The sequence below is a fragment of the Sphingomonas sp. BL-S-30 genome (assembly GCF_055521475.1).
The window spans coordinates 4,581,273-4,603,100 of record NZ_CM145481.1 but is presented as its reverse complement, the minus strand read 5'-3'; the positions used below and the strand labels follow the sequence as shown (position 1 = coordinate 4,603,100).

At 68.1% G+C, this 21,828-nt stretch carries 19 protein-coding genes; 9 read left to right on the top strand and 10 right to left on the bottom strand.

What is annotated here, in order from left to right; genetic code table 11:
* Positions 1-190: 190 nt before the first annotated feature.
* From ACZ1I5_RS21570 to ACZ1I5_RS21550, 5 genes are all read left to right on the top strand, one after another.
* The gene (locus ACZ1I5_RS21570; RefSeq protein WP_465171280.1) at positions 191-1,114 is read left to right on the top strand and encodes an ABC transporter ATP-binding protein; all 924 of its coding nucleotides are present in this window, start codon (positions 191-193) and stop codon (positions 1,112-1,114) included.
* Positions 1,115-1,208: 94 nt separating this feature from the next.
* On the top strand, positions 1,209-2,795 hold the full coding sequence (gene nadB, locus ACZ1I5_RS21565; protein WP_465171279.1) for an L-aspartate oxidase: 1,587 nt from the start codon (positions 1,209-1,211) through the stop codon (positions 2,793-2,795).
* Positions 2,796-2,970: 175 nt separating this feature from the next.
* Positions 2,971-4,143, top strand: coding sequence for a serine hydrolase (locus tag ACZ1I5_RS21560; protein WP_465171278.1), 1,173 nt, complete (start codon positions 2,971-2,973; stop codon positions 4,141-4,143).
* A 54-nt stretch (positions 4,144-4,197) separates the two neighbouring features.
* Positions 4,198-6,951 (top strand): DNA polymerase I, encoded by a 2,754-nt coding sequence (gene polA / locus ACZ1I5_RS21555; RefSeq protein WP_465171277.1) that lies wholly within the window; start codon positions 4,198-4,200, stop codon positions 6,949-6,951.
* Positions 6,948-8,465, top strand: coding sequence for a lipopolysaccharide biosynthesis protein (locus ACZ1I5_RS21550; RefSeq protein ID WP_465171276.1), 1,518 nt, complete (start codon positions 6,948-6,950; stop codon positions 8,463-8,465). The genes polA and ACZ1I5_RS21550 overlap by 4 nt, the downstream gene beginning before the upstream one ends.
* Before the next feature lie 13 nt (positions 8,466-8,478).
* On the opposite strand, the gene purH is transcribed toward ACZ1I5_RS21550, so the two are convergent.
* The 4 genes from purH to ACZ1I5_RS21530 are packed head-to-tail and all read right to left on the bottom strand — an operon-like array spanning position 8,479 to position 13,847.
* Positions 8,479-10,062, bottom strand: a complete 1,584-nt coding sequence (purH, locus tag ACZ1I5_RS21545; RefSeq protein ID WP_465171275.1) for a bifunctional phosphoribosylaminoimidazolecarboxamide formyltransferase/IMP cyclohydrolase — start codon at positions 10,060-10,062, stop codon at positions 8,479-8,481.
* 40 nt (positions 10,063-10,102) lie between these two features.
* Entirely contained in the window at positions 10,103-11,836 is a 1,734-nt protein-coding gene (locus tag ACZ1I5_RS21540) for a heparinase II/III family protein (protein ID WP_465171274.1), read from the bottom strand.
* A complete protein-coding gene (rpe, locus tag ACZ1I5_RS21535; protein ID WP_465171273.1) occupies positions 11,833-12,495 on the bottom strand; it encodes a ribulose-phosphate 3-epimerase in 663 nt (220 codons plus the stop codon). The genes ACZ1I5_RS21540 and rpe overlap by 4 nt, the downstream gene beginning before the upstream one ends.
* A gap of 41 nt (positions 12,496-12,536) precedes the next feature.
* Positions 12,537-13,847 (bottom strand): RsmB/NOP family class I SAM-dependent RNA methyltransferase, encoded by a 1,311-nt coding sequence (locus ACZ1I5_RS21530; RefSeq protein WP_465174022.1) that lies wholly within the window; start codon positions 13,845-13,847, stop codon positions 12,537-12,539.
* 48 nt (positions 13,848-13,895) lie between these two features.
* On the opposite strand from ACZ1I5_RS21530, the gene ACZ1I5_RS21525 reads away from it, so the two are divergent.
* A complete protein-coding gene (locus tag ACZ1I5_RS21525; RefSeq protein ID WP_465171272.1) occupies positions 13,896-14,063 on the top strand; it encodes a DUF1674 domain-containing protein in 168 nt (55 codons plus the stop codon).
* Positions 14,064-14,286: 223 nt separating this feature from the next.
* Here the strand turns inward: ACZ1I5_RS21525 and ACZ1I5_RS21520 are convergent, their stop codons facing one another.
* The 3 genes from ACZ1I5_RS21520 to tsaD are packed head-to-tail and all read right to left on the bottom strand — an operon-like array spanning position 14,287 to position 16,825.
* Entirely contained in the window at positions 14,287-14,817 is a 531-nt protein-coding gene (locus ACZ1I5_RS21520) for a DUF1697 domain-containing protein (protein ID WP_465171271.1), read from the bottom strand.
* The gene (locus ACZ1I5_RS21515; RefSeq protein ID WP_465171270.1) at positions 14,817-15,794 is read right to left on the bottom strand and encodes an NAD(P)H-dependent glycerol-3-phosphate dehydrogenase; all 978 of its coding nucleotides are present in this window, start codon (positions 15,792-15,794) and stop codon (positions 14,817-14,819) included. Before ACZ1I5_RS21515 ends, ACZ1I5_RS21520 begins: the two co-directional genes overlap by 1 nt.
* On the bottom strand, positions 15,791-16,825 hold the full coding sequence (gene tsaD / locus ACZ1I5_RS21510) for a tRNA (adenosine(37)-N6)-threonylcarbamoyltransferase complex transferase subunit TsaD (protein ID WP_465171269.1): 1,035 nt from the start codon (positions 16,823-16,825) through the stop codon (positions 15,791-15,793). The genes ACZ1I5_RS21515 and tsaD overlap by 4 nt, the downstream gene beginning before the upstream one ends.
* Positions 16,826-16,911: 86 nt before the next feature.
* Here tsaD and hemC point away from each other — a divergent pair, with 86 nt between their 5' ends.
* From hemC to ACZ1I5_RS21495, 3 genes are read left to right on the top strand one after another with little or no spacing between them, the layout of a single operon-like run.
* Complete coding sequence (hemC, locus tag ACZ1I5_RS21505; RefSeq protein WP_465171268.1) at positions 16,912-17,832, top strand: hydroxymethylbilane synthase; 921 nt, start codon at positions 16,912-16,914, stop codon at positions 17,830-17,832.
* Positions 17,829-18,509: a uroporphyrinogen-III synthase gene (locus ACZ1I5_RS21500; protein ID WP_465171267.1), complete on the top strand. Its 681-nt coding sequence runs from the start codon at positions 17,829-17,831 to the stop codon at positions 18,507-18,509. The genes hemC and ACZ1I5_RS21500 overlap by 4 nt, the downstream gene beginning before the upstream one ends.
* 22 nt (positions 18,510-18,531) lie before the next feature.
* Positions 18,532-19,392, top strand: coding sequence for a hypothetical protein (locus ACZ1I5_RS21495; protein ID WP_465171266.1), 861 nt, complete (start codon positions 18,532-18,534; stop codon positions 19,390-19,392).
* A 175-nt stretch (positions 19,393-19,567) separates the two neighbouring features.
* Here ACZ1I5_RS21495 and ACZ1I5_RS21490 read toward each other — a convergent pair whose 3' ends face one another.
* From ACZ1I5_RS21490 to ACZ1I5_RS21480, 3 genes are all read right to left on the bottom strand, one after another.
* Positions 19,568-20,374 carry a DUF72 domain-containing protein gene (locus tag ACZ1I5_RS21490; RefSeq protein WP_465171265.1) on the bottom strand — a complete coding sequence of 269 codons (807 nt, stop codon included), beginning with the start codon at positions 20,372-20,374 and terminating at the stop codon, positions 19,568-19,570.
* A 78-nt stretch (positions 20,375-20,452) separates the two neighbouring features.
* Positions 20,453-20,722, bottom strand: a complete 270-nt coding sequence (locus tag ACZ1I5_RS21485) for a PqqD family protein (protein ID WP_465171264.1) — start codon at positions 20,720-20,722, stop codon at positions 20,453-20,455.
* A gap of 20 nt (positions 20,723-20,742) precedes the next feature.
* Positions 20,743-21,822 carry an acyltransferase family protein gene (locus ACZ1I5_RS21480; protein ID WP_465171263.1) on the bottom strand — a complete coding sequence of 360 codons (1,080 nt, stop codon included), beginning with the start codon at positions 21,820-21,822 and terminating at the stop codon, positions 20,743-20,745.
* Positions 21,823-21,828 lie beyond the last annotated feature (6 nt).

Here is a 21,828-nt window from a genome sequence, read left to right as displayed (position 1 = left end):
GCAAGGTGGGAGGTGGTCGACAATCCTCCCCGGCACGGGGAGGGGGACCGCGACGCGAAGCGGCGTGGTGGAGGGGGCGTGCCGCGAGCGTTCCGTCTGCGGCACGCCCCCTCCACCATCCTTCGGATGGTCCCCCTCCCCGTGCCGGGGAGGATTGAGGTTGCGCCTTGCCGCGCCTACAGGCTCCCCCATGACCGAAGCCGCGATCGTCATCGACTCCCTGTGTAAGACCTACAAGGGCGGCAAGCGCGCGCTTGACGATGTGTCCTTCGAAGTGCCGCGCGGGCAGATCTTCGGGCTGCTCGGGCCGAACGGCGCGGGCAAGTCGACCCTGATCAACATCCTGGCCGGGCTGGTCAACAAGACCGAGGGCAAGGCCTCGATCTGGGGCTTCGACATCGACCAGCATCCGCGCAATGCCAAGGCGTCGATCGGGATCGTCAACCAGGAGATCCTGTTCGACCCCTTCTTCACCCCGTTCGAGACGCTGGAGATTCAGGCCGGGCTCTACGGCGTGCCCAAGGCGAAGCGGCGGTCGATGGAGCTGCTCCGCGCGGTGCATCTGGAGGACAAGGCGAACGCCTATGCCCGCACCTTGTCGGGCGGGATGAAGCGGCGGCTGATGGTCGCCAAGGCGATGGTGCATACGCCGCCGGTGCTGGTGCTCGACGAGCCGACCGCGGGCGTCGACATCGAATTGCGCCAGCAGCTCTGGGCTTATGTCCGCGGACTCAACCAGCAGGGCGTGACGGTGGTGCTGACCACCCATTATCTCGAAGAAGCCGAGCAGCTGTGCGACCGCATCGCCATCATCAACCATGGCAAGGTGATCGCGAACGAGCCGACTCGCGAGCTGGTCGGCAAGGCGACCGAGAAGCTGGTCGAGGTGACGGTCGACCGCGACGTCGTGACGCCACCCCAGTCGGTGTGTTTCCAGAAGATCGAGCTGAAGGGCACGAGAACGCTCGCGATCACCTATGCCAAGGACCGGGTGAATGCCGGCGAAGTGCTCGCCGCGGTTCAGGCCGACGGCTACGGCATCGTCGACGTTTCGACCCGCGAGGCCGATCTGGAAGACGTGTTCCTGAACCTCACCCGGGCATCCAACGGGTAGCGACCGCTTGTTTTCCCTTCCGTTTCGGGCGTAGTCGCTGGAAACGCGGATCGAACGACTGGTCTCGACTTCGCTCGATACGAACGGAGTAGGCGTGCCGGACTTTCATTCAAGCGATGTTCTGATCATCGGATCCGGCGCGGCCGGGCTGACCGCCGCGCTCAATCTCGCCGACCGGGTCAAGGTGACCGTGCTCGCCAAGGGCGGGCTCAACGAGGGATCGACTGCCTGGGCGCAGGGCGGCATCGCCGCAGTACTCGAACCGGGCGACACCTTCGAAAGCCATATCGAGGACACGATGATCGCCGGTGCGGGGCTGAACGACCGCGAGACCGTCGAGTTCGTGGTCGAGCGCGCGCCCGCCGCCATCGCGCGGCTGGAAGAGCTTGGCGTGCCCTTCGCCACTGACGGCGACACCCTGCACCTGACGCGCGAGGGCGGGCACAGCCACCGGCGGATCGTGCATGTCGCCGATGCGACCGGCTGGGCGGTGCAGGAAGCGCTGCAGCGCGCCGCCGAGGCGCATCCCAACATCACCCTGGTGCCCGACATGGTCGCGATCGACCTCGCCACCGGCCGCCATGAGGAGCGCTATTCGGGATCGGGCCATGTCTGGGGCGTCTATGCCGTCAACCGCGCGACCGGGCGGGTCGAGCTCTGCACCGCGCGCGCCACGATCCTGGCGACGGGCGGGGCGGGGCGGACCTATCTCTTCTCCACCGCGCCGCGCGGCGCGACCGGCGACGGCATCGCCATGGCGTGGCGCGCGGGATGCCGGGTGTCGAACATGGAATTCATGCAATTCCACCCGACCTGCCTCTACAATCTGGAGGTCAAGAATTTCCTGATCACCGAGGCAGTGCGCGGCGAGGGCGGGCATCTGCTGATTCCCGATACGGGATACCGCTTCATGCCCGATTTCGACGAGCGCGCGGAGCTGGCGCCGCGCGACATCGTGGCGCGCGCGATCGACCATGAGATCAAGCGGCTCGGCCTCGATTATGTCCATCTCGACATCAGCCATCGCGGGCCGGAGTTCGTGAAGGAGCATTTCCCCAACATCTACGAAAAGCTGCTGGGGCTGGGCATCGACATGACGAAGGACCCGATCCCGGTGGTGCCGGCGCAGCATTATACGTGCGGCGGGGTCGTGATCGACCTGCACGGCAAGACCGACCTGCCCGGGCTCTACGCCGCGGGCGAGTGCAGCGAATCGGGCCTGCACGGCGCGAACCGGCTCGCCTCCAATTCCCTGCTCGAATGTTTCGTGTTCGGCGAGGCCGCGGCCGACCATATCCTGGAGCATTGGGACGAGCTGCCCGCGCCGCCCCCGATCCGCCCCTGGGATGAAAGCCGGGTCGAGGATTCGGACGAGGAAGTCGTGATCAAGCAGAACTGGACCGAGATCCGGCGCTTCATGTGGAATTATGTCGGGATCGTGCGCACGACCAAGCGGCTTGAACGCGCGCAGCACCGCATCCGGATGCTCACCGACGAGGTGAACGACTATTACGGCCATTTCCGTGTCACGCCCGACCTGATCGAGCTGCGCAACCTGCTCCAGACCGCCGAGCTGATCGTCCGGTCCGCGCTGCATCGGCACGAATCGCGCGGGCTGCACTATACGCTCGATTATCCCGCGATGCTGCCCGAAGCGATCGACACCGTCCTGATCCCCTGAGAACGCGCCCGGACCTGATCGAGCCGCAAGACTCGCGAATGGAATCAAAAGCCTGGTCCCGATTGCTGTCACCAGCATTTCACCTTGTGACAGCCGCGGTTCATCGCAACGCTGGCACATTGGGGATTCCTCAAGGAGATTCCGGGCCTAAGATCGGCACCGGGGTGGGACATGATTGGTGACGCAGATTCTGCCGTTTGATTTTCCAAGGCCGGTATCGGTCATCCTGCTCGCCGCAGCGCTCTGCGCGTGCGGCAATGACGCCAGCCGGCACCTCGCCCTGATCCCCCCCGCGCCGGCGCGCCCCAGCTATCAGCTGGTCGTTCCCGTTCCGCCGCCCGCACCTAGGCCGCTGCCGCCCGCGGCGCCCGAGGCGCTGGTCGCGAACATCGCGTCGCTCGCCCGCAACTTCAACGGCAAGGTCGGCATCGCGGTGCGCAGCATCGACCAGGGATGGACCGTTTCCAGCAATGGCGAGACCCGGCTGCCGCAACAGAGCGTGAGCAAGCTGTGGGTGGCGATGACCGTGCTGGACTATCGCGACAGCGGCCGGCTGACGCTCGACGATCCGGTCACGCTGACCCGGGAGGATTTCACCCTGTTCCACCAGCCGATCGCCGCGCTGGTGAAGGGCGACGGCTATCGCACCACGATCGGCGAGCTGCTGCGGCGCGCGCTGACGATGAGCGACAATACCTGCAACGACCGGCTGCTGCGCTATGTCGGCGGGCCGGCGGCGGTGCGCGATTTCATCCGCCGCAAGGGACTGGGCGACATCCGCTTCGGCCCGGGCGAGAAGCTGTTGCAGAGCGGAACGGCGGGGCTCGAGTGGAAGCCGGAATATGCCTATGGCAATGCCTTTGCAGTTGCCCGCGCGCGACTGCCCCAGGCCGCACGGACCGCTGCGTTCGACCGTTATGTCGCCGATCCGCCAGACGGTGCCGCGCCTGCCGCCATCGCGGGCGCGCTCGCCAGGCTCAAGACCGGCCAGTTACTCTCCAGGCAATCGACCGACTATCTGATCGGCACGATGGAAGCCTCCAAGACCGGCAAGCAGCGCATGCACGGCGCAGTGCCCGGCGACTGGAGCTTCGGCCACAAGACCGGCACCGGCCAGGATCTCGGCGGACGCACCGCGGGTTATAATGATGTCGGCCTGCTGATGGCGCCCGACGGCCGCAGCTATGCCGTCGCGATCATGATCGGGGACACGCCCAGGCCGATCCCGGCGCGCCAGGCGCTGATGCAGGCAGTCGTCACGGCGGTGGTAGGAAGCCATCGCGGGGGCGGTTATGCGGTTGCCAGCGGCGGCGGCACGGCCGATGCCGCGACCATCCTGAACAACTAGAGCCCAGGGCAAGTCGGGCTTGGGGCAAGCGCTCCACGCTGCTATCCACCCGCCATGCCTCATCTCTACCTCGTCGACGGCTCGGGTTATATCTTCCGCGCCTATCACCGGCTTCCCCCGCTGACCAACGTGCACGGCGAACCCGTCGGCGCGGTCTATGGCTATACCACCATGTTGTGGAAGCTCGCCGACGAGCTGCACAAGGCCGATGGGCCGACGCATATGGCGGTGATCCTCGACAAATCGAGCCATACGTTCCGCAACGAACTCTACGACAAATACAAGGCGCAGCGTCCGCCGCCGCCCGAGGACCTGGTGCCCCAGTTCCCGATGATTCGCGACGCCACGCGCGCCTTTTCGCTGCCCTGCATCGAGGAGGACGGGCTGGAGGCGGACGACATCATCGCCAGCTATGCCAAGGCCGCGCTGCGCGAGGGCTGGTCGGTGACCATCGTCAGCTCCGACAAGGACCTGATGCAGCTGATCGAGCCGGGGCTCGACCTGTACGACACGATGAACAACCGGCGGCTCGGGGCCGAGCATGTCATGGAGAAGTTCGGCGTGATGCCCGACCGGCTGGGCGATGTGCTGGGCCTGATGGGCGACAGCGTCGACAACGTCCCGGGCGTGCCGGGCGTGGGCCCGAAGACCGCGGCCAAGCTGATCCAGGAACATGGCGATATCGAAGGCGTGCTCGCCGCCGCCCCGTCGATGAAGCCGGGCAAGCTGCGCGACAATCTGATCGAACATGCCGACAATGCCCGCCTCTCGCGCGTGCTGGTCACCCTGAAGGACGATGCGCCGCTCGCCGAGCCGCTCGAATCGCTCGAGCTGCAGGGCATTCCCGCGGCGCCGCTGCGCGCGTTCCTGGAGCATCACGGCTTCAAGTCGCTGCTCGCCAAGCTTTCCGCCGTCGCCGATGCGCCGGTCGAAGCGCCGAAGAGCGTGCCGCAGGAGGAGGACCCGCCCTGCGATCACGACGGTTATGAAACGGTGATCGACGAGACGGCGCTCGACCGCTGGATCGCCGAGGCGCGGCGCCAGGGCTGGGTCGCGATCGACACCGAGACGACCGGCGTGGATGCGACGCGGGCCGAGCTGGTCGGGATCAGCATGGCGCTCGCCCCGAACAAGGCGTGCTACATCCCGCTCGCGCATGGCGGGACCGGGCTGTTCGCCGAGAAGCCCGACCAGCTCACGCCGGCCGTGGCGCTGGAGAAGCTCGGGCCGCTGTTCGAGGATCCCGGCGTGCTCAAGATCGGGCACAATCTCAAATACGACATGATCGTGCTCGGGCGGCTCGGCATCGACGTCGCGCCGCATGACGACACGATCCTGATGAGCTTCGATCTCGATGCCGGCCTGCACGGCCACGGCATGGACGAACTCGCCGCGACTCACCTGTCGCACAGCTGCATCGCGTTCAAGGACGTGGTCGGCACCGGCAAGAGCCAGTTGCAGTTCAACGAGATCGACCTGGCATCGGCCACCCGCTACGCCGCCGAGGACGCCGACGTCACCCTGAGACTGTGGCGCCGGTTCAAGCCGCGCCTGCCGGCCGAGGGCGCGACCCGCGTGTACGAGATGGTCGACCGGCCGCTCGCCCCCGTCATCGCCCGGATGGAACGGCATGGCATCAAGGTCGACCGCGAACGACTTGCCCAACTTTCCACCGAGTTCGCCCATTCGATCGCCGCGCTGGAGACCGAGATCCACGGCCTTGCCGGCGGCCCCTTCACCATCGGCAGCCCCAAGCAGCTGGGCGACGTGCTGTTCGAGCGGATGGGCATCAAGGGCGGGCGCAAGGGCAAGTCGGGCGTCTATTCGACGGACGTCAACGAGCTGGAGCGAATCGCCGCGGACTTGGACTCGCCGGGCAAGGAGATCGCCCGCCAGGTGCTCGAATGGCGCCAGCTGTCCAAGCTGAAATCAACCTATACCGACGCGTTGCAGGCGCAGATCAACCCGGAGACGGCGCGCGTCCACACCAGCTATTCGCTGACCGGCGCGCAGACCGGGCGCTTGTCCTCGACTGACCCCAACCTGCAGAACATCCCGATCCGCACCGAGATCGGCCGCCAGATCCGCGATGCGTTCGTCGCCGAATCGGGCAATGTCCTGCTCGCCGCCGATTATTCGCAGATCGAATTGCGGCTCGCCGCGCATATGGCGGACGTGCCCGCGCTGAAGGCAGCGTTCGCCAATGGCGACGACATCCACAGCCTGACCGCGCAGGAGCTGTTCGGCGAGGTCAATCGCGACACGCGCGGTCGCGCCAAGACGATCAACTTCGCGATCCTCTACGGCATCTCGCGCTGGGGCCTGGCTGGGCGGCTCGACGTCACCGCGGACGAAGCGCAGGGCATGATCGACCGCTATTTCGAGCGCTTCCCGGGCATCAACCATTATATCGTCGAGACGACCGAGAAGGCGCGCGAGAAGGGCTATACCGAAACGCTGTTCGGCCGGAAGACGCATTTCCCGCGGCTGAAATCCAAGATTCAGCACGAGCGCCAGGGCGCCGAGCGCGCCGCGATCAACGCGCCGATCCAGGGCACCAGCGCCGACATCATCAAGCGCGCGATGGTGCGGATGGGCCCGGCGCTGCTCGAAGCCGGACTGCCCAAGGTGCGCATGCTGCTGCAGGTGCATGACGAACTGGTGTTCGAGCTGCCCGAGGGCGACGTCGAGGCGGCCAAGCCAGTGATCGAGCGCGTCATGGCGACCGCGGCCGAGCCTGCCGTGGTGCTCAGCGTGCCGCTCGGGATCGAGATCGGCGTCGGCGCCAGCTGGGGAGCGGCGCATTGACCAATCCGGTCGCCGCCGATGACGGGGGCACCGAGGATCTGAAGGCGCTTGCCAAGGGCGGGCGGACCAACATCCTCGGCTTCGCATTGCGGCTGCTGGCGCGGCTGCCTTTCCTGTTCATCGCTGGCCGGGTCTATGGCCCGGACATCGTCGGCCGGTTCGCGCTGGCCGTGGTGGTGGTCGAGCTCGCCGCGCTGCTGGCGACGCTCGGGCTGAAGCGCGGGCTCGCCCAGGCGCTGTCCTCGTCCGAGCGGCCGCATGTCCATGTCGCCTGGGATGCGATGGCGGTGGCGTTCTGCGCCTCGCTGATCGCGAGCAGCGTGCTGATCGCCATCCCCGAGATCATGTTCCCCAACAGCCCGATCCAGGGAATGGACCGGTGGCTGCCGTGCATCGTCTTCGCCGTCGCCTGGTCCGATGTCAGCCTGGCGGCGCTGGCCTATCGCCGCAACGTGAAGGCGACCGTGACGGCCCGGGCGGTCGTCGAGCCTTGGACGATCAGCGTCGCGGCCTATGCCTTTTCCTTCGTCTCGCTGCGCGACGGGCTGTTTTATGCCTATATCCTGTCGATGGCGGCGGCGCTGGTCGCCTCGCTGATCCCGTTCATCCGCAGCTATGGCCTGCCCTATGGCTGGCGGCCGCGCGTGGTGCGGCTGTTCGCCATGGCCAGCCGCAACGTGCCGCTGGCGGGCGCCGATGCGATCGAATGGAGCACGCGCAACGTCGACCGCTTCATCCTGGGCGTGATGTTCGAACCGAAGATCGTCGGCATCTATTATATGGCGCAGCAGGTCGCCTCGCTGCCCGCCAAGCTGAAGACCAGCTTCGATCCAATCCTGGGGCCGGTGATCACCGCGAGCCTGGCCCGGGACGACCGCGAGGCAGTGGCAGCGCAGGTGCGCCAGGTCGGTTTCTGGATCATGGCGGCGCAGGCCGGCCTGGCATTGGTCGGGTCGATTCCGGGCGAGGCCGTGATGGGCGTGATCGGTCCGCAATTCGTCGCCGGCACCGCGGCGCTCGCCTTCCTGCTGACCGCCGAAGTGGCGGCATCGACTGGAGCAGTGTGCGAATCGGCGCTGGTCTATATCGCGCGGATGCGGAACCTGGCGATCTCGCTCTTCATGCTGGGCTTTCAGGTCGCGCTGAGCTTCGGCCTGATCTTCGGGATGCGGGCGATCGGCTGGCCGGTCAATTTCCAGGCGGCGGGACCTGCCGTCGCCTTGCTGATCTCGCTCGCGATCAGCTCGATCGTCAAGGCGAGCTTCCTGTCGCGCCTGCTCAAGGCGCGGGTATCGGGGTTCCGATGGCCCTTGCTCTGGGCCGCGGTCGCCGCGATCGCGGTCGGCTCGCTCTTCACCTCGCTGCCCAGGCGCTATGAATGGGCCGAGCTGATCATCGGCGTGCCGGTGATCCTCGCCACCTATGTGTTCGTGCTGCACCGCTGGGCGTTCGGCCCCGAGGACCGCGCGCTGTTCGGCAAGATCCCCGCGGCGGAAGACGCGCTGCCGACCTGAGGATCCCCGAAGATCAATGCCGGAAGTGGCGCATGCCGGTGAACACCATCGCCAGCCCCGCTTCGTCCGCCGCCGCGATCACCTCGTCGTCGCGGATCGAGCCGCCCGGCTGGATGACGGCGGTCGCCCCCGCCTCGACCGCAGCGAGCAGGCCATCGGCGAAGGGGAAAAAGGCATCCGAGGCGACGGCCGAGCCGATCGTGCGCGGTATGGCCCAGCCGGCCTTGTCGGCGGCGTCCTTTGCTTTCCAGGCGGCGATGCGGGCGGATTCGAGGCGGTTCATCTGCCCGGCGCCGATCCCAGCGGTGGCGCCGTCCCTGGCATAGACGATCGCGTTCGACTTGACGTGCTTGGCCACGGTCCAGGCGAAGCGGCAATCGGCGAGCTCGGCCTCGGTCGGCTGGCGCTTCGTCACCACCCTGAGCTCGGGCGCCGCGCCGTTATCGCGGGTCTGGACCAGCCAGCCGCCGGTGATCGACTTGGCCATAATGCCGTTGCGCGCCGCATCGGGCAGGTCACCGGTGAGCAACAGGCGCAGGTTCTTCTTCGCGGCGAAGATGGCGAGCGCGGCTTCGTCGGCATCGGGGGCGATCACCACCTCGGTGAAGATGCCCGAGATGGCGCGCGCGGTCGCTTCGTCGAGCGCGCGGTTGAGCGCGATGATGCCGCCAAACGCCGAGACCGTGTCGCAGGCAAAGGCCTCGGCATAGGCCTGTTCGATCGTCGCGGCAGTGGCGACGCCGCAAGGATTGGCGTGCTTGACGATGACCACGGTCGGCGCGGCATCGCGGAATTCGCTGACCAGCTCGAGCGCGGCATCGGCATCGTTGTAATTATTGTAGCTGAGTTCCTTGCCCTGCACCTGGCGCGCCTGGCCGACGCCGCGCGCGGCCGGGCCGGTGGCGGTGTAGAAGGCGGCCGACTGATGCGGATTCTCGCCATAGCGCAGCGTCGCGCCGCGCTTCAGCGTGATCGGCAGGGTTTCCGGAAAGGCCTCGCCCTGATCGGCGAAACCGAACCAGCTTGCGATCATGCCGTCATAGGCAGCCGTCGCGGCAAAGGCGCGCGCGGCGAGGCGCTTGCGCAGTTCCAGGGTGGTCGCGCCGGCGCCCGCGTCCATCTCGGCGATCAGCGCCTCGTAATCGGTGGGGTCAGTGACGATCGCGACGAACGCGTGGTTCTTCGCCGCCGAGCGGACCATCGACGGGCCGCCGATATCGATGTTCTCGATGATCTCGGGCCGGTCGGCGCCCTTCATCACTGTCTGGAGGAAGGGATAGAGGTTGACCACCACCAGGTCGATCGCGCCGATGCCATGCTCCTCCATCGAGGCGACATGCGCCGCATCGTCGCGCACGGCGAGCAGGCCGCCATGCACCTTGGGATGGAGCGTCTTGACCCGGCCGTCCATCATTTCGGGAAAGCCGGTCAGGTCCGAGATGTCGCGCACTGCGAGCCCGGCGTCGCGCAGCGCCGCAGCGGTGCCGCCGGTCGAGACCAGCTCCACGCCGTGGCGGGCGAGCGCCCGGCCGAGATCGACGATGCCGGTCTTGTCGGATACCGACAACAGGGCGCGGCGGATGGTGATGGCGGTCATGGGCACTCCGGGGGTAAGGATTGCGCGCCCCTCTGCCGCCTCAGGTCGCGCGCTTCAAGGTCCAGCTGACATTGGCGCCGCCGGCGGGCGATTCGCCGGAGACGACGAGCTGCTGGGTCGACTGGGGGCGGCCGTCGCCGTCGATCCACAGGCTGTCCTCGATCGTCAGCGTGCCGCCGCGGCAGCGGAACTGCCACAACACCCCACCCGGCAGGCGCAGAAGCGCGGCCATGCCGTCCGCCGTGGGCGAGACCGAGACGCCCTGGCCGAGATGGAAACGGACCGCGAAGGCCGTCGCGGCGAGCGCGCGCTTCTTGCTCGCGGGCAGGAGCATGTCCTCGCCGCGCACCTCGCGCCCGTCGCCGGTCATGACGAGCTGGCGGCGGTGGAGGAAGCCGTACCGCCTGGCATAGCCGTCATGGCTTGCCTCGATCCGGCTCGACGCCTCGCTTTCCTGGCGCGTCAGCTCGACTTCGGCGACACCCCGGCCGAGCGTCCCGTCGGCATGGATCGCGGTCGAATTGCTGTCGCCGACGACCAGGGTCGAATGCGCGGCGGTGGTGCGCAGGCCATCGGCGAGCGCGGCGGGCAGCTGCGCGACGGCAGCGCGGGCGCCGCCGCAATTGACGACGAGGCGGTGCGGCCCGTCGGAGAGTTCGAACGCGAGCGTCGAGGCGCAACCGCCCTCGACCAGCCGGGCGATCGGCGGGGGCGCCGCATCCATGATCAGCACCGCGGCACCGGCGGCGAGCCGCTGATAGCCCCAGTCGCGCGCCTGGCGGAGCGGCCGTGCGCGAATCCCGGTCGCGGCGATGATCGCGTCGAGCGTCTCGCCCCGGACAGGGCCCCCGCCCTGCCAGCTGGAAAGCCCGTGATCGCCGAGACACACGCCGAGCAGCGCCGGCACCATGCGCGCCAGCACCGCGGCGATGGCCGGCGGTTCGACCAGGCGGCGGGCGGCATAGACATGCTTCAGGCCGGTCAGCAGCATGATGATGTCGAGCTGTGCCGTGGGCGAGCGCGCCACGCTGCCGCCATCCTCGAACACCGAGACCGACAGCGCCTTGGCCAGCGCGGACTCAGCCGCGCCGCGCCGCGCATCGCCGCCCGGAATCAGCAGGCCGGCCGCGACCACGCCGCACAACGCCGCGACCCGGGGGGCGCCGGGCGGGAGCTTGTCCGCGCCGCGATCGATGTGGCGCGCGCCGCGGGCCAGCGTGTTGAGGACGAGGCTGCGATAGACCAGGTCAGTGCTCGACAGGATCAGCGGCGCATGGGCGGCCCAGAGCAGGATGCGGCGGCCCCACAGATCGGCGCGCCAGGCCGGCTCGCTGACCTTGTCGGCATGTGCGGCGAGCCAGCGGCGCATCAGATCCTCGGCGATCGGCGTCGCCTGGCGGCGCGGCGCGGCGGTGGAAAGGTCGCGCAGCCACAGGAAGCCGTGAAGATAATCGCCAAAGGCGCGCGAGAAATCGGGCGCGGCCAAATCGAGGTCGGCGATGACCCGGATTTCGCCACGCAGGTTCAGTGTTCCCTCGAGCATCGCCTGGCCGCGACGCGGATCGCCCGGAAAAGGATCGTCGGGCACCGCGATCAGCTTCAGCGGATGCCGGCCCTTCAGCCGCATGCCGTGGATCGGCGTCTTCCAGGTCAGGCGGTGGAGATATTCCGAGAGACGCTCGGCAAGCGACAGGCCCTTGTCGCCCCCCGATCGAATCAGCCGCTTGCCTTCTTCGATGCCGTCGGCGCCGGAATCGCGATCGTGGTCCTTCACCCGCCTCTCAAGGCAAGGATATTGGCGGCATAGGCCGAGGCGCCGCCGCGGAAGGTCGCGGTACCCGCCACCAGCGCGTCGGCGCCGGCGGCGATCGCCTCACGCGCGGTGACCGGATCGATGCCGCCATCGACTTCGAGATCGACGCTGAGCCCGGCCTTGTCGATCATCTTGCGCACGCTTTCGATCTTGCGCAGCGCGCTGGGGATGAAGCCCTGGCCGCCAAAGCCGGGATTGACGCTCATCACCAGCACCAGATCGACTTCCTCGAGCAGGTAATCGAGCGCCTTGGCCGGCGTCTGCGGCGTCAGCACCACGCCGGCGCGCTTGCCGAGCTTGCGGATGTGCTGGAGGCTGCGGTGCGTGTGCGGTCCGGCCTCGACATGGATGCTGATGGTGTCGGCACCGGCCTCGGCGAACTGGTCGAGAAAGGCATCGACCGGCGCGATCATCAGATGCACGTCGAGCGGCTTGGTCGTGTGCGGGCGAAGCGCCTTCACCACGGCCGGGCCGATCGTGATGTTGGGCACGAAATGGCCGTCCATCACATCGACATGGATCCAGTCGGCACCAGCCGCATCGATCGCGCGCACCTCCTCGCCGAGACGCGCGAAATCGGCGGAGAGGATCGAAGGGGCGATACGGACAGGCTGTTGCATGACCGATTCCTTAGCACGCATGAGTCGCGCGGCAAGGCAAGTCAGGCGGCACGGCGCAATCTGGCGATGAAGAAGCCGTCCAGGCCGCCTTCGTCCGCAAGCATGCCGGGCAAGGTCCGGACCCAGCCGCGCTGATGCGGCGCGATGCCCCTGGGCAATTCCTCGTCGCGGACCGGATCGATCGCGAAGTCGGGCTGCGCGGCGAGGAACGCCATGAGCTGCTCCTCACCCTCGGCGCGTTCGAGCGAGCAGGTGGCATAGACCAGAGTCCCGCCGGGCTTCACCCATTTGGCCGCGCGAGCGAGAAGTTGCGCCTGCACGCGGGCCATTTCGGCGATCACCCGCGGGTTCACGCGGTGAAGCACATCGGGATGACGGCGGAAGATGCCGGTCGCGCTGCACGGCGCGTCGAGCAGCACGGCATCGGCGGGCGCGTCGGGCGACCATTTGAGCAGATCGGCGGCGATGACCGTCGCGTCGAGATGCGTGCGCTCAAGATTCTCGCGAAGCCGCGCCAGGCGGTTGTCCGACGAATCCACCGAGGTCACGCTCCAGCCGGCGCTGGCGAGCTGCATCGTCTTGCCGCCGGGGGCCGAACAGAGATCGAGCGCGATACCCTGTCCCTTGCCGATCAGCCGGGCGGGCAGCGAGGCCGCGATATCCTGCACCCACCAGCCGCCCTCTTCGAAACCCGGAAGTTCCCGAACGTTAGTGCTGGCGAGACGGATATGGCCGGGGAGCAGCGAAATGCCCCCCACTTCCTCCGCCAACGCCTCGGTAGCGGCCGGATCGGCGAGGGTCAGATCGAGCGGCGGGGGGACGGCAATGGCGCGTTCGGCGGCGCCGACCTGGTCCTCGCCCCAGGCATTCTGCCAGCGCGCCTCGACATCCTCGGGCAGGGTCGGAAATTCCGGGAGCGTGGCGGCGCCGCGCATCAGGGTGCCGAACACGCCGTGGACCAGCTTGCGCGGGCCGCCATCGACCAGCGGCAGCACGGTGGAGATGGCGGCGTGCGGCGGCGTGCCGAGCGCCAGCGCCTGGACCAAAGCGATACGCAGGGCGAAGCGCGCCTTGGCGTCATCGGGCAGGCGGCTGCGCGTCGCCGAATCGATCAGCAGGTCGAGATCGGGCAGGCGGCGCAGCGTTTCGGCGGCGATGGCATGCGCGAGCGCGCGATCGTCGCTGCGATCGATCCCCTGAGTCGCGCGGTCGAGCGCTACCTCGAGCGGCAGGCCCTGGCGCAGCACCGCATCGAGCAGCTTCAGCGCGGCGCGGCGGGCGGGCACGCCTGGCGGATCGGCGGGGCGGTCGGAGGATTGGCGTGGAGGTCGGGTCAAATCGCTTGAACTCATGTCGTGACGGGTGGATGGGGTGGCAAGCAGCATCCGGGATGAACCGCCATGGGCCGCCGCCCGCCACATGTGAAGCCGCCAGCCTATCTTTCCAAGAGCCCGCCGGTGCCGAAACCCGATCCCCAGCCCGCGCCAGAGGCGGAAAACGACCCGCCCGGGCTCGATCCGACGCGCTATGGCGACTGGACGCTCAAGGGCATCGCAGTCGATTTCTGAGGCGATCGAGGTTCTCCTGATTGTCGATCCGCCCCAGCGCGGATCGGTAATCGACCAACCACCGTTCGTCCTGAGTAGCCATTGAGCTTGTCGAAATGGCGTATCGAAGGACAAGCGTACCACGCGCCAAGGTGCTTCGATACGGGCTCTCGATACGGCTTCGCCTACTCGATCCCTACTCAGCACGAACGGAAGGGTGAGATCGGGACAACGGCGGGAGAGTTCAGACGAGCAAGTCCCGCAGTTTTTGCACCGTATTCCAGTTGCGCATCGTCGCGAGCTTCGGGAATTTCACCTTCGCCATTGCCGGCAGCAGCTTCGAATGCCCGACATCCACCGGGAAATCGATGAACAGCTCGCGGTCGATCGCCTTCAGAAGCTCGGGTCCGTCATAGATGGCAGGGATTTTCTCGATCAGCCCGTCCGGCACCGGGTCGCGGTGGAACGACACCAGCAGATGGTTGGGATGGGCCTTTGCGGCGTCCGGAAAGGGGTTCGCGGCGATCACCGCTTCCAGTTCCTTCAGATTGCGCACCACGACCTCGGTCTTCAGGCCCCAGGCGGCGAGTGCCTCCTCCAGGGCCTTTTCCAGTTTCGCCCCGTCAGTCTCGGTGGCGGTAAAGACGACATTGCCCGAGGCGAGCAGCGTCTTGACGTCACGATGGCCGATCTTCTCGACCAGCGCCTTCAACTCGGTCATCGGGATCTTCTTGCCCCCGATATTGATCCCCTTGAGCAGGGCTGCCCAGCGCATCACTGATCCTCCCGGGTGAGCGGCCGCGCCAACAGCGCGCCGACGACTTCTCGCACGTCCGCGCCGTCGAGCAGCGCGCAGACGGCTTCGGTGACGGGCATGTCGGCCCCGACCTCGGCCGCGGCCTCGCGCAACACGGGCGCGGTGAAGGCGCCTTCCGCGACGGTGCGGCGATCCGCCATCAGGTCGCGCGCCGATTTGCCCTGGCCGAGCCCCATGCCGAGCGAGAAGTTGCGCGAGCTGGTCGAAGAGCAGGTGAGCACGAGATCGCCCAGCCCCGAAAGGCCGGCCAGCGTCTCTGCCCGCGCGCCGCGCGCCAGACCGAAGCGCGTCATCTCGGCGAACCCGCGCGCGATCAGTGCGGCACGGGCATTCTGGCCAAGCCCGGCGCCCTCGACCACGCCGCAGGCGATGGCGAGCACATTCTTGACCGCCCCGCCAATCTCCGCGCCGATGACGTCGGACGAGAAATAGGGCCGGAACGCCGGGCCGGCGAGACGATCGGCCAGGCGCGCGCCGAGATCCTCGCTGTCGCAGGCAAGCGTGACGGCAGTCGGCTTGCCCTGGGCGACCTCGAAGGCGAAGGTCGGGCCCGAGATCACCGCGATCGGCGCGTCGGGATGCACCGCGCGCGCGACCTCGCCGACCAGCAGGCGCGATCCGGCCTCGATGCCCTTGGCGCAGAGCACCAGCGGCGTGGCGCCGATCGGCATGGCGCCGAGGATGCCGCGGATATGCTGGGCGGGGACGACGATCAGCAACGCATCGCAGGCCGAGACGGCGTCGAGCGACCCGGTCGCCTCGATCGAGGCGGGCAAGGCGATGTCGGGCAGGAACAGCGGGTTCCGGTGCGTGGCGTTGACCGCCTCGACCACCTCGGGCTCGCGCGCCCAGAGCAGGACAGGCTCGCCTTCGCGCGCCGCGACGCTGGCGAGCGCGGTGCCCCAGGCCCCGCCACCGACGACTCCGATCCTCATGCCTTCACTCCCGCGCCGCGCACAGCCTCCGCCCCCGGATCGAGCGGCCAGCGCGGCCGCGCCGCCACGTCGAGCGGATCGGTGAAACCCATGGCGAAGCGCTCCGCCCCGGCCCAGGCGATCATCGCGGCATTGTCAGTGCAGAGCCACAGGGGCGGCGCGACGAAACGCAGGCCGCTGGCGGTCGCCAGACCCTGCAGCGCGGTGCGGACCGACCGGTTGGCCGCCACGCCGCCCGCGACGACCAGTGACGTCACGCCGTCAGCCCGGCCCAGCGCCTGCGTCGTCCGATCGATCAGGCAATCGACCACGGCCGCCTGGAAGGACGCGGCGATATCCTCCGCGCTCCAGGTGCCGGCATCGCGCGCGCGGGCGACCGCGCTCTTCAGCCCTGCGAAGGAGAAATGCGGCTCGGCCGAACCTCTCAGCGGGCGCGGCAGCAGCACGGCGGTCGGATCGCCGAGCTCGGCCGCCCGCTCGACCGCGGGGCCACCGGGGAAGCCGAGGCCGAGCAGCTTGGCGGTCTTGTCGAAGGCTTCGCCCGCCGCGTCGTCGATCGTGGTGGCGAGGCGGCGATAGGTCGCGACTCCCTCGACCAGTAGCAGCTGGCAATGGCCGCCAGAGACGAGCAGCAGCAGATAGGGAAAATCGAGATCGGGATCGGACAGGCGCGGCGACAGCGCATGGCCTTCCAGATGATTGACCGCGATGAGCGGCTTGCCGACCGCATGCGCCAGCGCCTTGCCGGTGACGAGGCCCACCATGACGCCACCGATCAGCCCGGGCCCGGCGGTCGCGGCGATCGCGTCGACGTCCGCCAAGGTCACGCCGGCATCGGCCAGCGCGCCTTCGACCAGCGGGATCAGCGCCTCGACATGCGCGCGTGCCGCGATCTCCGGCACGACACCGCCATAGGGGCGATGTTCCGCTTCCTGCCCGAGCAGGCGGTGGGCGAGGACGCGGCGGTCGCTGGTCACCAGAGCGGCGGCGGTTTCGTCGCAGCTCGATTCGAGGCCGAGGATGAGTGCCATCGCGCCTCCCTAACGGGTCGCCCCGAGCTTGTCGAAGGCCCGCTCTTTCTTCTAGGCCGGAAACGTTCAGTCCAACGGAGTCTGCCTTGTCCAATCCCCGCCTTCGCCTTGGTACCCGCGGATCGCCGCTTGCGCTCGTGCAGGCCGGCATGGTGCGGGGTGCCATCTGCGCCTTTCAGGGCTGGGGCGAGGACGCCGTCGAGATCGTGCCGATCAGGACGACCGGCGACAGGGTGCAGGACCGGGCGCTGGCCGAGATCGGCGGCAAGGCGCTGTGGACCAAGGAGCTGGACCGCGCCCTGATCGACGGCGAGATCGATTGCGCGGTGCATTCGATGAAGGATGTCGAGACGATCCGGCCGGCGGCGATCCGCATCGCGGCGATGCTGGCGCGCGCCGATGTCCGCGACCGGCTGATCGGCGCCGACAGCATCGACGCGCTGCGGCAGGGCGCGGTGGTCGGGACCAGCTCGCCGCGGCGCAGCGCGCAGCTCAAACGGATCCGGCCGGACCTGGAGACCGTGTTCTTCCGCGGCAATGTCGATACGCGGCTCGCCAAGCTGGCGGCGGGCGAAGTCGACGCCACCCTGCTCGCCGCGGCCGGGCTCGACCGGCTGGGGCGTTTCGATATCGGCGTGGCGATCCCCAATGACGTCATGCTGCCGGCCCCGGCCCAGGGCGCGGTGGGGATCGAGGCGCGGGCCGATGACGAACAGGTGATCGGCTGGCTGACGGGGATCGACCATGTCGACACGCATCGCTGCGTGCTGGCGGAGCGCGCGCTGCTCGCCGCGCTCCAGGCGGATTGCCATTCCCCGGTGGCGGCCCTGGCGACGATCCAGGGCGACCGGATGACGATCCGCGCGGAACTGCTGGCTGAGGACGGTAGCGGCCATGTTTCAGGCGAGACCAGCGGCGCGATCGGCGATACCGCCAGTGCCGATGAACTGGCGCGCGACCTGCTCGACCGGGCGCCGCCGGCAGTGCGGCGGCTGTTCGCGGCATGACGCCAGGCGTCGCGGTGCTGCGCCCGGAACCGGGCAATGCCGCGACCATCGGGCGGATCGAAACGCTCGGCCTTTGTGCGATCCGGCTGCCCCTGTTCGAGATTCGCGCGCTTGGCTGGACCGTGCCCAACCCTGCCGCGTTCGACGCGCTGCTACTGACCAGCGCCAACGCCGTCCGCTTCGCCGGGCCGGGACTGGAGGCGCTGCGGCATCTGCCGGTACTGGCCGTGGGTGCAAGAACCGCGGAGATCAGCCGCGCGGCGGGACTTGACGTCATGGTGTCGGGCACGTTCGACGCTGCGTCTCTGCTCGCCGGCGACCATGGCTTTACCCGTATTCTCCATCTCGGCGGGCGCGAGCGGTCGATCGAGACGGGCGGCGTGATCGCGCGCGCCATCACGGTCTATGCCAGCGAGCCGCTGCCGGTACCGGCGGCGGACCTCGCTGCCCTGAGCGGGTCGATCGCGCTGTTGCACTCGGCCCGCGCGGCCATCCGCCTCGGCGAACTGGCCGACGCGCATGGTCTCGCCCGATCATCGGTCGGTCTCGCTGCGTTCAGCCCCGCCGTCGCGGCGGCAGCCGGGATGGGCTGGGCGTGGATCGCCACTGCTGCCGCGCCCAATGACGCCGCGTTGATCGAGGCTGCGATCGCGACGCACGCGCGATTGACCGGGTGAGCATGCGCGGGGATAAGGCGGCATGAGCGACGACCTGCCGACCCCGACGGCTCCCCCCCGCAAGCTCGACTGGCGCACCGCGGCGATCCTGGGAGCAATCGCCTTCCTCGCCGGGCTCGGCGCGATGGCGCTGGGGCTCTACGCCTTTCCGCAATGGTTCGGCCACAAGCCGGTCGCCACCGTGACCCTGCCGCTTGCCGCCACCGCCGACGGCAAGCGCACCCCCGTGGTGATCGTGCCCGGCGACGCCACCACGGCCGCGCCGGCGATCGACCTCGACGCGCTGTCGACGCGCGAGACCGAGCTGGCCGCGCGCCTCGCCGACCTGGAAACGCGCACCGCGAGCGTCGGCGGGCAGGCACGCGCCGCCTCCGGCTATGCCACCCGCGCCGAGGGCCTGATGATCGCCTTCGCCGCGCGCCGGCAGATCGATCGCGGCCTGCCGCTCGGCTATATCGAGGAGCAATTGCGCGAGCGCTTCGGCCCGATCCAGCCCCAGGCGGTCGGCACGATCATCCAGGCGGCGCAGCAGCCGGTGACGATCGAGGATCTGCGCGTCGGGCTCGATTCGATCGCGCCCGAGCTGAAGACGGGCGCCGCGCGCGACGGCTGGCTGGCCAGCCTGGGCCGCGAATTCGGCAATCTGATCGTCCTGCACCGCGCCGACACGCCGTCTCCGCTGCCCGCCGACCGGCTCACCCGGGCGCGCCGCACGCTGGAGGCGGGGCATGTCGAGGCAGCCCTGGCCGAAGTGGCGCGGATGCCGGGTGCGTCAAGCGCCGAGCGCTGGACGACCGCCGCGCGGCGCTACATCGGCGCGCGCCAGGCGCTCGACACGATCGAGACGGCGGCGATCCTGGGGCAGGGTGCGGCCGTTCGGTAGAGCGGCGGCGAGCAGGAACTGTTCCCCGGCGAAGGCCGGGGCCCAGTTGGAGAGGTCGAGTAACGACCCGCAGCACAAGCCAAGAAACGTCCCCCAAACTGGGCCCCGGCCTTCGCCGGGGAAGCAGAGAAGGTGAAGGCGAGCACCGACTCCCGCCTTCTTTTGGTAGCCAGTATCAACCGTTGGCGTTGATCCGCTCCAGCAACGCCATCGCGCCGGCGGGCGCGCGCACTTTCGCGCCGTTGATGAAGAAGACGAAGGTGTCGCGCGGTTTTTTCGGCGGCTGTTCGGATGAAGCATAGGGCAGGCCGTCGGGCTGGCCGCCCGCCGCCCAGTCCTGCGCGACCTCCAGCCAGCGATCGAGTTCGGCGGGGATATAGCCGGTCGGCACGCTTTCGACCGCCTGTTCCAGCCGGGCATAGACGACATCGCCGGTGACATCGGCAATGGCGGGGTATTCGGCCGAATCGGCGAAGACGAGCGAGACGCCGGCGGCGCGCGCCATGGCGACGAATTCGGGCACATGGAAACTGTCGTGCCGGACCTGGATCGCATGGCGCAGCGCGACGCCCTCATGCGATGCGGGCAGCAGCTTCAGGAAAGCGGCGAAATCATCCGCGTCGAATTTCTTGGTCGCCATGAACTGCCACAGGATCGGACCCAGCTTGTCGCCAAGCTCGACGATGCCCTGGCCGACGAACTTCGCGATCGACTCACCCGATTCGGCCAGGACCTTGCGGTTGGTGCAGAAGCGCGAGGCCTTGAGTGCGAAGACGAAGCCATCGGGCGCGGTCTTGGCCCAGGACGCGAAGGTCGCCGGCTTCTGCGAACCGTAATAGGTGCCGTTGACCTCGATCGCCGTCACCGCGCGCGAGGCATATTCGAGCTCGCGCTTCTGGGCGAGGCCCTCGGGGAAAAACACCCCGCGCCAGGGCTCATAGGTCCAGCCGCCGATGCCGGTGCGAATCATGCCGTTGCTCATGCCCATTGCTCCTGGAGCATGATTCTAGGGCAGATCGACGGTCGCGTCATCGGTACGTTGCCGAGCGCGGGTCCGCCGTCAGGGGGGAGTGCCCTGCCTCAGCAGCAGGCCCTGCGCGATGGCCGCTTCGGTAAAGGCGTCGATATCCGCGACGATGTCGTCGGCCTTCACGCGAAAGTCGGTTGCTATCCGGTCAATCAGCATGGCCCGGTCCATCCCGGCGGCAATTCCCCGCCAGATCGCGGCGGCGGTGCCGTTCAGCAAATGATACCGGTCATCACGCTCGTCGAACAAGGCGAGATCGCCGTCGACATTCTGCCAGGCGATATAGCTCGGGATCGTCAGCATCGTGTTTCTACCCTGCGCGCTCATGGCCAGACACCAGCGGGCATCCCGGCCTGAAGCCGACGCTGCTCCCACAGGGCGAACGGCCGCGCCACCGTCGCCATGGCAAGCTTGCGCCACATCCGACGCAGCCTGAATTCGACGATGTCGTCCAGCACGAGCGAGAACAGGATCATGCCAAGCAACAAGGCGGCCACCAGCCACCATTTGTTCGCATCGGTTGCCCACCATGTCAGCATGATCGTGCCGATCTTGAAGTGAAGAAGGTAGAGCGGATAGGTGAAGGATCCGATCCGGCGTGCCCAGGGCAGGCGGATATCGCTGCCCCGCATCGCCAGAAAAAGGACGAAGACCCCCATCATCAGGACGATCCCGATCCAGGGATCGAATGGCATGCCGCGTGAGGCGATGATGATGGTCCGCGTGCCGAGCAGGGCAGTGACCGCGAGCAGCGCCAGGTTCAGCCTTTCGTTGCGGCGCTGGTACAGCAATCCCATCACACAGCCCGCGGCCAGGAAATAATAATCCGTCCCGAGCAACGGCGCCCGCGGAAAAAAGGGTGCGGCAACCACCTGAAGCGCGATCCACACAGCCACGACCGCCTGGATGTGCCTGAGCCACCCCAGCATCGCGACCGCGACGATCATCGCATAGAAAATGATCTCGACCCTCAGGGTCCAGTAGGAAGCGTCCGCCGGACGATAGCCGAACGCCTCGGCATTGATCGTCAGGTTGGCGAGATATTGCCAGAAGCCGACATGCATCCGGCCCAGTTCCCCGATTCCCAGCAAGCTGGTGAGCGACAGGCAGACGACAAAGGTCGGATAGATGCGCGTCACGCGGTGCGTGACGAAGGTCGACAATTTCTGGCGCTGGACGATCTGGACGATCATCATGCCGCTCATGATGAAGAAGGCGAACAGCGCGATATGCCCATAACTCGCCATATCGGAGATCAGGCCGAGATCGGTGTTCGTCAGGCCCGGTATCCTGGGCACGACGACAACGACATAGTGCGTCACCACGACCATGATCGCGCACAGCAGCCGCAGATAATCCAGCCAGTCGATTCTGCGTTCGGCGGATGCTGATGAATCGGCCACTTTGCT